General features: G+C 50.6%; 13 protein-coding genes. 1 reads left to right on the top strand and 12 read right to left on the bottom strand.

What is annotated here, in order from left to right; all coding sequences use genetic code 11:
- Window positions 1-118: 118 nt before the first annotated feature.
- From AC3RCL_RS09225 to AC3RCL_RS09215, 3 genes are all read right to left on the bottom strand, one after another.
- On the bottom strand, window positions 119-1312 hold the full coding sequence (locus AC3RCL_RS09225; protein WP_028407136.1) for a transposase: 1194 nt from the start codon (window positions 1310-1312) through the stop codon (window positions 119-121).
- Between the two features lie 336 nt (window positions 1313-1648).
- Window positions 1649-3730 (bottom strand): peptidoglycan D,D-transpeptidase FtsI family protein, encoded by a 2082-nt coding sequence (locus tag AC3RCL_RS09220; protein WP_492535236.1) that lies wholly within the window; start codon window positions 3728-3730, stop codon window positions 1649-1651.
- 27 nt (window positions 3731-3757) lie between these two features.
- Window positions 3758-4375: an NUDIX hydrolase gene (locus tag AC3RCL_RS09215; protein WP_220684516.1), complete on the bottom strand. Its 618-nt coding sequence runs from the start codon at window positions 4373-4375 to the stop codon at window positions 3758-3760.
- A gap of 145 nt (window positions 4376-4520) precedes the next feature.
- Here AC3RCL_RS09215 and AC3RCL_RS09210 point away from each other — a divergent pair, with 145 nt between their 5' ends.
- Window positions 4521-5003, top strand: a complete 483-nt coding sequence (locus AC3RCL_RS09210; protein WP_492535235.1) for a hypothetical protein — start codon at window positions 4521-4523, stop codon at window positions 5001-5003.
- Between the two features lie 82 nt (window positions 5004-5085).
- Here the strand turns inward: AC3RCL_RS09210 and AC3RCL_RS09205 are convergent, their stop codons facing one another.
- The 9 genes from AC3RCL_RS09205 to AC3RCL_RS09165 all read right to left on the bottom strand — a co-directional run bounded on the left by AC3RCL_RS09205 (window position 5086) and on the right by AC3RCL_RS09165 (window position 15023).
- Window positions 5086-5436 (bottom strand): potassium channel family protein, encoded by a 351-nt coding sequence (locus tag AC3RCL_RS09205; protein WP_015736455.1) that lies wholly within the window; start codon window positions 5434-5436, stop codon window positions 5086-5088.
- Between the two features lie 90 nt (window positions 5437-5526).
- Window positions 5527-6099 carry a hypothetical protein gene (locus AC3RCL_RS09200; protein ID WP_492535234.1) on the bottom strand — a complete coding sequence of 191 codons (573 nt, stop codon included), beginning with the start codon at window positions 6097-6099 and terminating at the stop codon, window positions 5527-5529.
- 52 nt (window positions 6100-6151) lie between these two features.
- Entirely contained in the window at window positions 6152-9487 is a 3336-nt protein-coding gene (locus AC3RCL_RS09195) for a DEAD/DEAH box helicase (RefSeq protein ID WP_492535233.1), read from the bottom strand.
- A gap of 200 nt (window positions 9488-9687) precedes the next feature.
- Window positions 9688-10197, bottom strand: a complete 510-nt coding sequence (locus AC3RCL_RS09190) for a GNAT family N-acetyltransferase (RefSeq protein WP_277746441.1) — start codon at window positions 10195-10197, stop codon at window positions 9688-9690.
- 103 nt (window positions 10198-10300) lie between these two features.
- Window positions 10301-11191, bottom strand: coding sequence for a TIGR01777 family oxidoreductase (locus AC3RCL_RS09185; protein WP_192571203.1), 891 nt, complete (start codon window positions 11189-11191; stop codon window positions 10301-10303).
- Between the two features lie 142 nt (window positions 11192-11333).
- Entirely contained in the window at window positions 11334-11903 is a 570-nt protein-coding gene (locus tag AC3RCL_RS09180) for a methyltransferase domain-containing protein (protein ID WP_009589841.1), read from the bottom strand.
- A gap of 366 nt (window positions 11904-12269) precedes the next feature.
- On the bottom strand, window positions 12270-13328 hold the full coding sequence (locus AC3RCL_RS09175; RefSeq protein ID WP_492535232.1) for an IS4 family transposase: 1059 nt from the start codon (window positions 13326-13328) through the stop codon (window positions 12270-12272).
- A gap of 47 nt (window positions 13329-13375) precedes the next feature.
- Window positions 13376-13591, bottom strand: a complete 216-nt coding sequence (locus tag AC3RCL_RS09170; RefSeq protein WP_492535231.1) for a hypothetical protein — start codon at window positions 13589-13591, stop codon at window positions 13376-13378.
- Between the two features lie 181 nt (window positions 13592-13772).
- Complete coding sequence (locus tag AC3RCL_RS09165; RefSeq protein WP_492535230.1) at window positions 13773-15023, bottom strand: extracellular solute-binding protein; 1251 nt, start codon at window positions 15021-15023, stop codon at window positions 13773-13775.
- Window positions 15024-15191 lie beyond the last annotated feature (168 nt).

The following is a 15191-nucleotide window of genomic DNA, read 5'->3' as shown; positions in this document are numbered from 1 at the left end:
GCATTTTGCATAATTCCGAATTTGGATAAATCATAGGAAGAACAGACATTGTCTCGTCTCTAAATCACGCGTTTTCTGAAAAAGGACAGACCTCCAGAATTTTTGAAGTTTGAACTTTTTAAGCGGCGGCTTGCTTTCTTCTCGAAGCAGTTGAGAGCGCAGATACGAGTAGGACGATGGCGTTCAAATACTGCTGCGTAGTGACTTTTTGAACGCCCCAGACATGCAGGCTATCCGCGGACAAATACGTTTTCATTCGAGAATTGCACCGTTCCACGCTGGTTCGTTCATTGTAAAGCTCTTTCCAGCGCTTGGTATCGCGATGCGGATTACTATATCGCCTTAGATCGTCCTTCGTATCGACTTTGACGACCATGCCATAGTTGGACGCTGAGCAAGTGGCCATGCCTAACGGGCAATCTACTTTGCCTGTGGCATGCGGACAACGAAACTTCAAGTAATCGCCGTCGGCGCCCCAGTAAGTCATCGCGAACCCCATCGTACAGCAGGGTGTTCCGTTTGTCGTCATGCCAGCGGGCGGTTCTTTTTCTCCCCGAGGATTGAGAGGAATAATGGCTTGAGCGTTCACCTTTCGAGCCGCTTCGTACACTTTCATTTGGTCATAGCCCGCATCAAGCATGAAGAATCTCGTGCGTTTATCGACAGCAACCTTCTCAATCAGGCTCGGCGCCATTTCTCCATCATTCACATGCGCTGGCGTGACTTCGAGCGCAAGTGGAAGTTCGCTTTTCGTATCCACCGCCAAGTGGAGCTTATAGCCGAACCAAGTCACTTTATTACCGAAGGAGTCGAACTTCGCTCCCCAGTTCGCATTGCCCGTTTGCTCGCTTTTTCGCTTAGGCTGCTTCTTTTCGTAAGCGTGAATCGAGGCACTGTCGATCGCAACATGATTTCCGTCGATGATGCCGTCTTGCTTGCAGCGATTGACCAAGTCTTCGAACAACTGTTTGGCCAGCTCTTTCTTCGTCAGCTCGGCAAAGACTCTGCTTAATGTAGCGATGGATGGAGCCTCGCGGTCGAGTGGAAGTCCGCATTGATAGCGAAACCTAAGATCGGTACTCAGTCGATGATGTAAACCAGTAAATGTCTGGATACGTTCTAGAGGAGCAGCAAGAAGGGCGCGCAAAATGCCTTCTCTGCAATGCCCGTCGGCTCCTCGGGGTGAACGACTTCTCAGTTCTTTCGCGTAAGGACGGAGGTCCAGCACACTGAAAAAGATCGGCAAACGATCTTTTGACTCGATTTTTAGCAGTTCCTCAAAGGAAAACAGACTTTCTTGGAGAATATACAAGAGACTTTACCCCTTCTTGAGTTTTCTGGATTGGTCTCTTGAAAACTTCTGCAAGTTGGGGTAAAGTCCCTTTTTTATGCCTGAAAATCCTTGCGTAGCAAGGGCTTAGATTACTGCAAAATACTCGATTAAATAAGATACAAAAAAGGCAGGATGGAGAGGATCAAGTTCGCCTCTACAGCCTGCCTTTTCGTTATATGCGTTTCCACAAGCGAATGGTATTGATTAATAATGATGAACATGAACCGACTGCACCCGATATACTTTCATCCCATATCATTGGTTTAGTCTCCCCGTCTCCCATCGCTAATCTTCACGATTCCCCGTCTACGCTGTTTATTCATTGTCCCCTGTCTCGTCTTCTCCGTTATTCTTAGCTTGATCTTCGGTTTTCTTCGGATGCGGCGTTCCGTCAAGCCCGTAGATTTCGTCATAAGCGTCGAATATCTTCCTCGCAATCGGCGCTGCGCTTTGCGAGCCGAAGCCGCCTTCCGGTACAACGACGGCCACCGCCAGCTTCGGGTTGTCGCGCGGAGCAAAGGCGATGAAGACGCCGTTATCAATCTTCTGCCACTTCCCATTCACTTTAGCTTCCTGCTCGGAGGTTCCCGTTTTGCGGGCGAAGTCATATTTAAAATCATCAAAGGCTGCGAGACCCTGCGTATTCATCCCCCGCTTAATGGTCTGCCAGTACGTTTTGGGGAATTCGACCTCATTCAGGACCTCGCGCCCGAATTCCTTGACCACGTTGCCATCCTGGTCCGTAATTTTGCTGACCAGCTGCGGCTTGATGCGCTTGCCTTCATTCGCCAGCATGACGGTGTATTGAGCAAGCTGTAGAGGGGTGTATTTCCCCTGCTGACCGAAGGAAGCGTAGGCTAAAGCCGCCAGATTACTTCCCGCTGCTTTGGTATCGGTATAATTTTTCAGTCCTTTATGCTCGTTGGGCAAACCGCTCCCCGTTACGACGCCAAGACCAAACTTCTCCATATACTCATCCCAGACCGTAACGCCCTTCTCCCCGCCGTACTTGCTGACTAGTCTTTTGCCGATCATATCAATCATAAAAGCATTTGAGGATTGCTGAATCGCTAACTGCGGCTTGATGGGTCCGTTTCGATGACCGCTCGAGTTGGAAATTCTCGTTTCGCTTCCTTCCCGACCTATGGTGGCGTACCCTTGATCAGGATAAGTGTCATTAATGCCAAATAACCCCTCATTAAGCCCGATCAGCACCGTCAGCGGTTTAATGACGGAACCGAGAAAAATCATGGATTCAAAGCCGTTTCCCGATCTGCCCGATCCGTAAATCGTTATCGTGCCGTTTCCCGACGCGTCCACGACATCCTGCGTAATTTTGCCTCCGCTTTCCCATACATTCGGGTCGTAATCCGGCATGCTGGCCATCGCGACCACATGACCGGTATCCACCTCCATGGCCACGGCGTATCCGGTTACGGCATTCTTATGAAGCTTGCCCGATACCGGATGAGTATGGAGATATTGGAGCTGATCCATGATGGCCTGCTCCGTGGCAAGCTGAATGTCTTTATGAATCGTGGTGTGAATATCATGGCCTTTTTCAGGAGCGACCATCGTCGGTACGCCGTCCACCATATTCTGCGGATTGATTGGAATGCTGAGATACCCGCTCTTGCCGCGCAGTTCTTCCTGATACATCCGCTCCAATCCGTCATACCCCACCGATTCTTCTTCCGTGTAGATCATGCCGGGATTATCCTGATCCTTGTTGCTCTGATCAATTTCCTCATAAACTTTTACGGATTTAGAACCTTTGAACTTCCTTAAGTATCCGATCGTCTGAACGGCCACCGTATCCGGATCATAGTGCCTTACATTCTCCTCCACGATCTGGATGCCGGGAAACTTGGCTCGGTTCTCCATGAAATAAGCGATCTCTTCCTTTGTCAAATCGGATTTGATGCGTCTGGGCTCATAACCATGCTGCTTGTTATATTCCAAGTCCAGGTCATCCATCACTTTTTGAACGGTCGTCGGTTCCAATTTCGGATCCCCATACTTGTTAAACGCCTGGACAAGACGCTTCGCCATCTCCTCCGCTTCCGGCCGGTTTTCTTTTCCTTTGTCCGTCTTTTTGCTGTAATCCTTCATGAGCGTGATATATAAAGAATTTGAAGCCGTAGAGTATGCAAGCTTGGTGCCGGACGCATCGATGATGGACCCCCGGATCGGCTGCAGCGGGAAATGCTTCTGCTCCCCCCCTGTTTCCTGGCTTGCCAGCTCAGGTCCCTCCACGAACTGTAATATGGCAAGGCGAACGATAATGACGCAAAAGATTAAAAATGCGCTGAAAAAGAAAATATTGATCCGTCCATGGAATTTACGTCTGGTTTCCGATTCATCCGGTACGTCTTTATAAGGTTTAAAGCCGATCACATTGTCTACGCTCCTTTGTTATATGGTTTAATCCAGCCAAGTCGGCAAATGCGGGTTGTTCTCGAATTCGAATATTCTCTTCAGCTGCTCCTTGGTATTCCGTTCTTCGGACAACGGCGGCAGTTCGTCCTGAGGGAAAAAACCGACCGCGGACGTTTCGGTCCCCACGCCTGCGGCTCCGCCCGTAATGTCGCACTGAATGAACATTTTGTACACGTGGAAGGCCGAGGGCGGATGGTTATGAAATTTCTTGTCCAATACGGCCAGCAGCCTCCCTGCACGCACGTCGTAACCGGCCTCTTCCTTCACTTCCTTCACCACGACCTCCGCAGGGGATAAGCCGATGTCCGCCCATCCTCCCGGCAGCGCCCAGGCCCCGTCGGCCTTTTCCTTCACCAGCAGCAGCTTTCCGTCTTGAAAAATAACGCCGCGGACATCCACCTTCGGCGTCTGGTATCCGGTTTCACTCGCAAACAGCGTACGGATCTTCTCTTCGCCTGCTTCGGTATACTCCTGCATGATCTGGATGCTGAGCTCCCTCAGCTGCTCAAACCGTTCCTTGTCGTAAACGTCCCTCGTATACTCCAGTCCGGCCTGGCTGATGGCCTGCATCTCCTTGGCCCACGCTAACCATTTTATTGTCATAGGTTTCATCCTCTTCAAAGAATCTCATAATATATAACGCCTGCTATCCGTGATTGGTTTATAATGGAAGTGCTTGATTTCAAAATTATAACATATTTTCTAGCAAGTTATGAGACAAAGGATATAAAGGGGGGGACAGCTGGACATGAAAAAAATGCGGCCGGTGTTATACATTGTTCTTCTAATCATGGTGTTCGGTACCGGGTACTACATCGGATCCAGGTCCGAGAACGTAACGCCGATCTCGAAGGAAAATGCCCGCAAAGCCGTTCAGACCCTGTGGGTGAAGGCCGCCGAACCTCCGCTGCCCAAGGTAAGCATTGACGGCACCGAGATCAATCTCCAACGTGGCGGTTATTCGTGGTGCAACGGGGATAACTGCGCGACGACGGATGCGGCCCGTCCCAGGCTCGAGGATATGACGCCGGTTGCGGTCCAAGGCGGTGCCGACATTCAATCGAAGCCGCCCGAAGGAATACAAGGCTTCACCATCCTCAACCTGACGGATTCAGGTAACGATGGATATACCGTGCCAGCGAAAGCCGGCTCGTACCTGTACGAAATTCACTGCACATGGCCTCTGGATCAAGGTGAAGCCCGCTTTTATTTTGCGGTGAAGGTTGAATAGACCTGCTCTGGATCGATTAACCAAGCATTTCCGCATCCGAAAAAGAAACAGCCCCGGCGCCAGGGCTGTTTCTTCGTTTCCATTATGAATTCGTTGTCTTCTTCTCTTCCCTTTGATTCGTACGGATTAAAGCATACGCCAACTGTCCGACCATTCCGAGGAACAAGCCCGTCCCGACGACGATGTAAACCATGGTGAAGGTTTTTCCGAGCGGCGTCTGCGGCACGAATTCCGGATGCCCTACCGTGCTCAAGGTCACCACGCAGAAATAAAGGGCATCCAGCACCGACAAGCCTTCTTGCCTGGTATAAAACATCGTGCCCGATAACAGCATGATGACGATCAGCACAAACAGCGCCATGAAATACCGCTGCTTAAACGCTCGAAACAAACCGCTCAGGAGACGTTTTAACGTTAATAAAAAAGAGATCATCCGAGAACCGTCCTATTCTATATCTGGAGTAAATGCTGCATACATCACATACATCCTATTATATCAGCGTTTATGCTTCACGCCCATCCGCTACGGTTGAACGGAAAGGATATTCCCTTCGGCATCGATGCTCCGAAATATGAAGCCCCCGGTCTGGTCGGCAGGCAGCTGCTCATAATGGATGGCGTACCCTTGCTCCACGTCGATTTCCATGTAAATCCCGGACAAAGCCTTCACCTGTTCCAGATCTTCGATCGGTTTATCGTCCCAGGGCTCATTGGTGACGATGATTTTCTTGCTTTCGGGTTCCGACGTCTCCACTGCCACCAGGGTGTCATAGATGCCGTCACCACGATGGCTGGCAGACCAGGTTCGTACAAAAGGTTCATCTTCGGACTTGGGTTCCAGCGCGACCGCGTTCGTAATTTTATGCAGCATTCCCCATTTGCTCTCCAGGACGTTGACCGTCTTTACATGCCCATCTTGCCAGACGATCAGCTTATGATGATCCTCTGACCTCTCGTACAGCTTATCCCCGGTATACGCAGGGTGAACGCGCCGTATCGCCTGCTCTTCATTGTATGCATAGCCGTCCAGTAACAGCGGCAGGTAGCTGATGACGACCACAACGGCGGCCAGTATGAGAAACATGGCTTTTTTCAAAACAACAGCTCCTTGTCATCCTTTTGGAACGCGGTTCATCTTATCCGACCGATTAGCCCTGAAGGGCAAGCAGCTCCCGAATTTCCGCTTCAGACCAGCTTGGAAGCGACTCTTCCCCCGGCTGAACCAGCTCCTCGATCAGATCCTTTTTCTTCTGCTGCAGAGCCACCATTTTATCCTCGATCGTATCTTGAGCGACGAAGCGTATGACCTGCACAACCTTCTTCTGACCGATACGGTGCGCCCGGTCCATCGCCTGCTGCTCGACTGCCGGATTCCACCACAGGTCATACAGGATCACCGTATCGGCCCCGGTCAGGTTGAGCCCCGTTCCGCCTGCCTTCAGCGATATCAGGAATACCTCCCGTTCCCCCTCGTTGAAGCGATCGCACAGCTCCACCCGCTCCGATCCCGGCGTCTGTCCGTCCAGGTAAAAAAACGGAATCCCCCGATATCCCAGCTCCCCTGCGATCAGGTTCAGCATGCCTGTAAACTGGGAGAATACCAGCATCCGTCTCCCTGCAAGACGACATTCCTCGATCGTTTCCAGCAGCTGCTCAAGCTTGGCCGAACCGCCCTCGTAGTCTTCCACGAACAGAGCCGGGTGACAGCAGATCTGTCGCAAGCGGGTAATGCCCGCCAGGATACGGATCCGGTTCTTCTGGAAACCGTCCTGTGCCAAATGCTTAAGCGTCTCCTGCCGCAGTTTCGCAAGATAGGCGGTATACAGCTTCTTCTGTTCGATCAGCAGCCCTGAGGCCTGAATCGTCTCGATTTTCTCCGGCAGCTCCTTAAGCACGTCCGATTTCAGCCTGCGGAGCAGGAAAGGACGCACCCGTTTCACCACCGCTTCTTTAGGCAGTTCATGAAATGCTTTACGGTCACCGAAAAGAGCCGGGAAAACGGCATCGTAGATGGACCATAATTCCTCCAGGCGATTCTCGACCGGCGTGCCTGTCAACGCAAACCGATAACGGGCATGGAGCGTTTTTACGACTTGAGCCGTTTGCGTCGCGTAATTTTTGAAGGCTTGGGCTTCATCCAGAATCAAGGTTAAGAACGGCAGCTTCGCATATCGCTGGATATCCCTGCGGAGCAGCGGGTAAGAAGTGATGACAACATCCGCTTTGCCTATATTCTGGATCACCTTCGCGCGCTCGGACAGCGTGCCATCGGCAATGACGGCCTTGATCTCCGGCGCAAACTTCTTAAGCTCGTTAAACCAGTTATAGAGCAGGGAGGCAGGAGCCACAATGAGCGCGGGTTCTTTACGCTCCCGGATTTCAGGCAGCAACGACAGCATGAAAGCGATGCTCTGAATGGTTTTGCCGAGTCCCATATCATCGGCCAGGATGCCGCCGAAGCGGTAATGGGCCATCGTCTTCATCCACTGGAAGCCGAACTTCTGATAATCCCGGAGAACCGTTTCCAGGCTGGCCGGCACGGCAAAGTCCAAATGATCCGGATTCTTCACATTCTGCAGCATCCGGCGCAGGGAACGGCCAAGCTGGACCGATGATCCCGAATCCTCCCAATCCAGCAGTTGAAGTCCTTGGACCGCCGGCAGTTTAAACCGCGTCCCCTCCCCTTCGTACAGCCAAGGTCCCACCCGGTTCATTAAAGCAACCATGGCCTGGAACTCCGCACTTTCCAGCGGAAGCAGCGCTCCGTTTCGCAGCCGATGATATTTGCGCTTTTCTTCGAGCGATTTGACGATTTCCCGGATTTCGGCTTCGCGAATCCCCTCCATGTCAAACTTCAGTTCAAGCCAATCCGTCCGTTCATCGACCTCCACCCGAACCTTGGCTCCCATCGGTTCAGTGAGCACCCGCTCCTTCACCGCCGTCGTTGCATAAACAACCAGCAGCTTCTCCAGCTGCGGAATCGTATGATACAAAAATTCATATTCGGCATCCTCGTCATTCATGAAGAAACCGCCGTCAGTCCTGGCAAAAGAGGCGTTCTCCATGAGCTCCAGAATCCGCTGCTCCGTCTCTCCATCGCGAACGAGAATCGAGCTGCTGCTGCGTTTGGCGCGGTGTCCCTCCAGCGGATTGATGATGATGTCGCCGTATTGAAATTCGAGTCCGGCCAATAGACGGCCGCGGACACGGTCCAGAAACAGCTTCGCTTTTAAAGGCGTTTTGACGATGCGGTCGGACACGGTCTGCGCCACATGCACGCTGCCCAGTTTCATCAGCCCCGGTACCACCCGCTCCATGATGGACTCCATCATCTCCGGCTGTATCCGAATATGCGGTGTGTTGGAAGGTTCAAGCAGCAGCTTCATCTCGGCGAGCCTTTTGCAAGCATCCATTTCAAGCTGTATCAGCCTTCCCTCCGCAATGACGACCCCGTACCCCTCCAGCACGGTCATCCGCTCCAATCCGTCGATCTTCATCAGATAGTGATCATCCGAAGCCTCATCGAACTCGAATTGCAGCGGGATCGGTTCCTGAGCGAACTCCAGCTTATCCGTCATGATTCCATCCATAGACAAGAGGGCACGATCCGAAGAACCGAGCGCCTCCCGTACTTGAGGCCAAAAGGCAGGAGGAATGATCAGCATTCGGTCGCCGTTCCCCTTTTTGCCAGGCGAAGCGTAAATGTCCAGTGACTGTTGATACATGCTCTCATGATCGGAAATACGGATCAGCTCCTGTAGAAGCGCGTCATCCTCCTTTTTGAAGCTGTGCACCTCCGGATCGTAGGTGAAATTCTTCGTGAACACGCAGGCTGCGCCGCGTTTCACGCACGCTAAGAACTCCCTAATCCGCTGTACGATGTACAAGCGTTTGTTCCCTACTCGCAGCTCGACGCCGAACAGGTATTTCCGGTCCCCGTGCGGATATAGCTTGAAAATGCACTCCATCTCCAGAACCTCTCGGGTATCAAAGCGGGATGTCGCCGCAGCCCTCCGGCCGCCGGAATACGTGAACAATCCGAGCAGCTGGCTGCTGAGCAGCGCATCCCGTTCTCTTTCGCTCGAGCTTCTGCCATATTCCGGTGAGTGCCGGGGCGTTAACTGTCCTTCTTCCATGTTCACGTTGGCGGAAGGATGTAATAACGATGGAAAGGGGCGCATCGGAGCTTCAACCGTTTGTTCAATATCCCGTATGTTCAGGAGGAGAGCCGCAATATGCCTGCACCGCTTTCGGGAAAATCCGTAATCGATGCAGCTGCATTCCGTGTATACGTCCCCGTTCGAGTCAATCTCCACATAGGCGATTCCCGACTCCTGATCTTTCACTTCAGCCTCGTATTTTCGAGCGTCCGGATCCTGCTTCAGCATCGATACATAACCATCTCTATATAAAACCCCGCCGCGGTCGTAGGAGGTTTTTCCGCATAACAGTTTGATCACCCGTTCAGTCAGCTGGTAACCCATAACCACATTCCTTTCTCTATTGCCTGTTAAAAAACAGTATACCATTTTCTCATATTTTCAAAAAAAAGAACTCACCGCTACGGCAAGTTCCTGCGCTCTTTGTCATCGACCTTGGTCATCCTTTCATATCGCTTGTTATTCCCTTTCCATGCCCCGTTGGATACGATAAAGCCCACCGCGATATAAATGGGAAAATAATCTTAGATGCGCTTGTAATACAGCACCGTTCCGGCAAGCTCACCGTTAGAGGATATGGCATAATCGGGTATAACTCCAGCTTGGATGTAACCCAGAGACTGATACAGCTTGTTGGAAGGGTCCCCCTCCCGGGTATCCAAGACCAATAGGGTTCTGCCCTCTGCCTTGGCTTTCGGCTCCAGATGCAGCATCAGCGTTCTGCCGATACCTCCGCGGCGGGAAGCCGGATCTACCATCAATTTCGCCACCTCGGCCCGGTGTCTGCCATTCGCTTTCGTTGCGCACTGCAATTGAACCGTGCCGATCATCTTCCCATCCTGCATGGCTGCCCACAGGGTAACCCCTGGGCCAAGCGCATCCTTCCAGTAAGCGGAAGCTTCATCATAAGACAGCGGAGCTAAGAATCCCACCGAGGCCCCATCTTCTACAACCCGAATCAATAATTCCGTTAATTGATGATGCGTGTCGGTTTCTAATCGGTCGATCTCCACAATCGTAAACTCCTGATTCATGTTCGGACACCCCTCTCTCATCTATTAAACCCATTCTATCCGTTCTGTTGCCATATGTAATCATTTTCTGCAAAGTCAAGCCAGGGCGCGCGTTCAGAATCCCTTATCGTTTCAAGATGTCGGCCAGTGCTTTATTCAGCGTATCGTACGCAAAATGAAAACCTGCCTTGCAGAGTCTGTCCGGAATCACCCAGCGGCTCTTCAGCACGAGTTCCGTTTCCGTACGAATAAGCCCGGCCCCTATCTCAAGCAGCCATTTAGGCGACGGCAATCCTATTCTGCGATTCAACGCAAGCCTAAGCTGCTCCATCAGTTCCTTGTTCGTCACCGGATAGGGAGAAGCACCATTGAAAACCCCGCTCAGCTCTTCCTTCTCCTGCAAAAACAGAATCATGCGGTACAGATCCTCCACATGAATCCAGCTGAACCTTTGCTTCCCCGTACCTTGAACGCCGCCGAGCCCGAATTTTACCAAGTTAACATAAGGCGTCATAACGCCTCCGCCAGGTCCCAGCACAATGGCAATGCGCAGGGCGATTTGCCTCGTCTGAGGCAATCGGAATGAGAAGAAAGCGCGCTCCCATTCCTTGGCAACCTCGACGGAGAAGCCTTCGCCGATCTCGCCCTGCTCCTCCGTCATCGGCTTATCTTCGGCATGGCGATAAATCGTGGCCGTGCTGGAATTAAACCAGGTTCGCGGAGGAATACGGCAGGCCTCGACGGCGCTGCCGAGTATGTTCGTTGTCTCTGTTCTCGATTTCAGAATAAGCTCCTTGTTGGTTTCATTGTAACGGCAATTAACGGATTTGCCCGCTAAATTAATGAGCATATCCGCCCCCTCCAGGGCAGCGACGATGGCTTCGCGATCGTTCCATGCGATATGACCCTGCCGTCGGGAGATCATAAGTACCTGTGCTTGCAGCTCATTCGTGAATTTTTTCGCAAGATAAGTTCCGATAAAACCAGTTCCACCAGCTAAAACGATCTTTTTCATAGAATAGAATCAGCTCATTTCTCTATGTTTTATCCACATCATATACTCCATTTGACCTTCGTTTCTTCCAATATACCATTTTTTCAATTGAGAATAAAAAGAAAACACCCTCCTCATAGAAGGTGCTCCATTCATACGAAACCTACTTCCTTGGCATCGAAAACAAATACGTGGAGAAATCACGGTTAATGTAATCCTTAAAATGCCTCTTGTCAGCTACGGGAAAACGATCCAGTTCCTCTGTTGTCCACTCGCTCAAATGGGTCTCGAACTCATTGCCGTATTCAGCGCCCTGCGGCCAGTCTGTTCCAATCGGAATATTAAGCAGGACAAAGCGGGATTTTTCAATGCAGGTCTGCAGCAGGACGAGCGCCCGCTCTTTTGTAAAGTGCTCCAGAACGTCACCCAGAATGATTAAATCGAATTGTCCCGGCTGGACTTGCGTTTGCAGATGATCGTAAGCATCCGCAACGTGGATTTTATTATAGAAGCATTCGTGGTAGGTATCGATATTGACGGGGTAAATCTCGATTCCTTCGATCCGCGTGTTCCAATACGCGCGAAATACGCGCCCTTCCCATACGTCCAAATACTCCCGGCAGATCATGCCCCAGCGGCCAAAACCTACCCCGATATCCAGAACGGACTTGGGAGCTACATAGCGGATCAGATCCACGCAATACGATAAATTCTGCCAGTTTGACGTCCCCATTCCCATACCTCCATTCGGAATCTTAACGCCCCAAATTCATCATCATATTCATCATTCGGTAACGCTGGATTCATGACGCTTCCCGGCTCTTCCATTCCAACCTAATCCAGTGTATTCCTGGCCTTCCATTCCGGACTCGTCAGGTAACCATTTTCGTTGCACATTTCGCTCATAAACAAAAAAAAAGATCCCCGAAGGGCAATGTCATTAAGATAAGCTCAAAGGCAAGATTGGAAATACGATGGATTCTGAAACGGCATGGGGAAGCGCCCTGTGCCGTTTGTTTTCTCATGGAGACAAGTGAAAATGCGTACAGCAAACTAAGCGGACGATATACCCGCTTTAAAAATGTTCATTGGGGCCGGTTTATGCTACTCTATAAACGAAGCTAACAGCTGATTTGTAGCGGATTTTGCGCGTATTCTGCTGTCCTGGGCGGATGGGTCGAATCGGCAAAATATTCTTACCTATCAGCGCTTCTACATTAGGCGGGGGTTCATCGTCCCGCGAGCGCAGGAAATGTCTACAAACGTGAACGGCAACCGTGAAGTTGACTTGGTATTGGTGCTGTTTATCTTTTCGGGAAATGATTACGTGCGAGGTAATCATTTCGGCGAAATTGTACATGATTAATCTTGCGAAAATCTCCTGAGCGATGGACTCTTGTCTTTTTGCGTGAAAACTCGTAAGACCTACGGTGTATTTTAATGCCCGGAATGAGGTTTCAATACCCCATCGCATGCTGTAAATGGACTTGATTTCGACGGGTGAGAACTCGTCTGCAGATAGATTGGTAATGACGGTTTCATAAGCGCCAGTAGGCAGGAGGAAACGAACAACCCGAAAGGAAATCGGGTAAAACAAGTTCTTCTGCAAATCCACAAATTCAAATGAGGAATGGGAAGGGACGAACTTGTACATTTCAGGATGAGCCTTGACCTCTTTGGTTTGTTTTTTGGTGAGTATCACTTGAGCGTCAAGATCAAATTCTCCGCTAGTGGGCAAACGCAAGCCTGAAAGAATACCATTGGAGTTCAAATCCTTTACGCGTATGACGTAGTTCCACCCTTTACGTTCAATATGCGCAAAATTGTTGTAGCTCTCATAGCCGCGATCGGCAATAACAATGACTTTTCCTTGGATGGGGGAGCGGTCCACCATATCGGCCAGTGCCCTGCCCTCATTCCACAACCTACGGGGCTGAACAATGGCATCCACGTAAAGTCTGTTGCACAAGTCATAGGCTGCGTTCAAATGCAGAAGGTTAAAGCCTTTCGTGTTCGGTTGACTTTGAAAATATGTATCCGTGTCGGCAGGGTTCGTTGCGATATGCAAATCCGAACCGTCAATGGCAAGCAATCGATATCCTCGGTAGTACTTGATATCCGTATACGATTGCGTAAATTTGTGAAATAAGGATTCCACAGCAGTTGGCAGGATTTTATTCCTCTGCTGGACAAAGGCAGACGTGGTCAGGTGTGTACGTTATAGCCCTGAGATTCCAAGAGTTCCTTATAAATGCTATTGCCGCCCATGGAGATCAGGAGCTGCATGACCGTTTCAAAGGGCAGCTTTTTCTTTCGGGTAAAATCCTTTTCAGGGTTTTTGACATAAGGTGCTGGATCGGCTGACATCTCTCGTATGAGGGATGTCAGTGTTTGTTTTAGCGCGTTCGCGTACTCATTCATTGGCAAAACCTCCTCGTTTTTCAAGGGGCTTCGCCACACATTTCTAACGACTTGTCAAGTCTTTTTATGCCATATACAAAAAAAAGAGCGTGGCTATCTTTTCGATAACCTGCTCTTTTCTTGATGTTTGGTCCTGAGCCTTAACTAAATGACATTGCCCGCGAGGGCAGCTTTTTTCTTGTTATGGTTGAGCAGGCGTGTACAATTTCATATATTCTTCAACCGTTATTTCGCCATGCAGCAATCGATATGCCGATTCGCTATAAGTCTGGAAACCTTCCGAATCGCCAAAATCCAAAGCGGCCGGCTCATTCCGAGAGAGCAGCACCTGGGCGGGAACCGCTGCTTTTTGCCAAATGCCCCGATCCCTCAGGTTCGTGCCCGTGACATACATTTCGGATACAACGGGGAGTGTTCCTGACGTTTTGCTCCATTCCTGCTGCATCTCTTTGCTTGTCATATACGTAATCCATTTCATGGCAAGCGCAGACGACTCCGTCTGTGCGGCTACCGCTAAACTTCTCGCTCGCACAACCGGCGTATTCAAATGACTCTTTCCCATGGCCAATGCGGAAGACAATCCGCTTACCTCTCGGTCCGCGAAGCTCGAATACGGCTCAACGGCCACGGAAGCCTCCTCTATGCCAGAGGAAGGTTCCTGCCCCGTTTCTATCGTATCTGCTGCGCCGTGGGACGATTCCAGCGTTCGAAGGTGATTGCGGATTAACATTTCAAGCACCTCTTGATCCGGCTTGGAAGGATCGCCTTCAAGCAAATGCACCGCCGCGCCGAATGCGTAAGGATCCTTCGGATCAAATGAGAGGACAGGGCTCGTCTTATGAAGCTCCATATATTCCTTCCAAGCCTGACGGCTCTCCGGCATGTTAAATGAGGCGCCGTCCTTCCCTTCGGTCTGCCAGGTCACGATATAGGGATCTATATCAAAAGGCATTCCCCATTGATACCCGTTCCATTGCAGCTGCGGCAGAAGACCATTCAGGGTATCTTCGCCGGTCACCGTTGTCTGTGATGCATCGACGGGCAGAAGATATCCCGTCATTGCAAGCGCTTTAATGTAATGGGAATCCGTTAATATAATGTCCGGTCCTTCGCCAAGGGACATATGAAGCAAAAACGATTCTTTCTCCGTACCGGCTGTTTCCAGAGGCGTGATTTCGATCTCGGCTCCGGTCTCTTCCATAAAGCGTTCGTTGAGCGCTTTCAGGTGCCTCAGCTCGTCCGGATTCAATTGGACGCCGACCTTGATGGGGCCCAGGTCGCTCTCTGGCACCTCCGGCCTCTGCTGCGGAGGAATCGGTTCATCCCCGGGCGGTTCCCGTCTCGTATGATGAGTGAAGTCAAAGCTGGGAGATAAACTGGATAAGGATAATAATAAAATGGCGAATAAGAACCAATATTTCTTCCGCTTCATATCCCCTCTTCACTCCTCCCATAGTCGCATGCCCTTATTTTACCAAACTTATAGTGCTCTTGTCCTATCTTTTTTTATAATTTACCAGTCCATATTTTACTAATAGGACCCGATCGCTAAAAGGACTGTCCTATGAATTCTGGACAGTCCTTCTCGTACAAGTTACTT

Source organism: Paenibacillus sp. MT86 (genome assembly GCF_058792535.1).
The sequence above is the reverse complement of the archived record's forward strand: the minus strand, read 5'-3'. Positions and strand labels throughout refer to the sequence as shown.

What these genes read in the sequence shown, in the direction of transcription:
- AC3RCL_RS09195 (WP_492535233.1), bottom strand. Translation starts at nt 9,487, where the DNA reads ATGGGTTACCAGCTGACTGAACGGGTGATCAAACTGTTATGCGGAAAA.
- AC3RCL_RS09210 (WP_492535235.1), top strand. Translation starts at nt 4,521, where the DNA reads ATGAAAAAAATGCGGCCGGTGTTATACATTGTTCTTCTAATCATGGTG.
- AC3RCL_RS09165 (WP_492535230.1), bottom strand. Translation starts at nt 15,023, where the DNA reads ATGAAGCGGAAGAAATATTGGTTCTTATTCGCCATTTTATTATTATCC.
- AC3RCL_RS09215 (WP_220684516.1), bottom strand. Translation starts at nt 4,375, where the DNA reads ATGACAATAAAATGGTTAGCGTGGGCCAAGGAGATGCAGGCCATCAGC.
- AC3RCL_RS09170 (WP_492535231.1), bottom strand. Translation starts at nt 13,591, where the DNA reads ATGAATGAGTACGCGAACGCGCTAAAACAAACACTGACATCCCTCATA.
- AC3RCL_RS09180 (WP_009589841.1), bottom strand. Translation starts at nt 11,903, where the DNA reads ATGGGGACGTCAAACTGGCAGAATTTATCGTATTGCGTGGATCTGATC.
- AC3RCL_RS09190 (WP_277746441.1), bottom strand. Translation starts at nt 10,197, where the DNA reads ATGAATCAGGAGTTTACGATTGTGGAGATCGACCGATTAGAAACCGAC.
- AC3RCL_RS09205 (WP_015736455.1), bottom strand. Translation starts at nt 5,436, where the DNA reads ATGATCTCTTTTTTATTAACGTTAAAACGTCTCCTGAGCGGTTTGTTT.
- AC3RCL_RS09185 (WP_192571203.1), bottom strand. Translation starts at nt 11,191, where the DNA reads ATGAAAAAGATCGTTTTAGCTGGTGGAACTGGTTTTATCGGAACTTAT.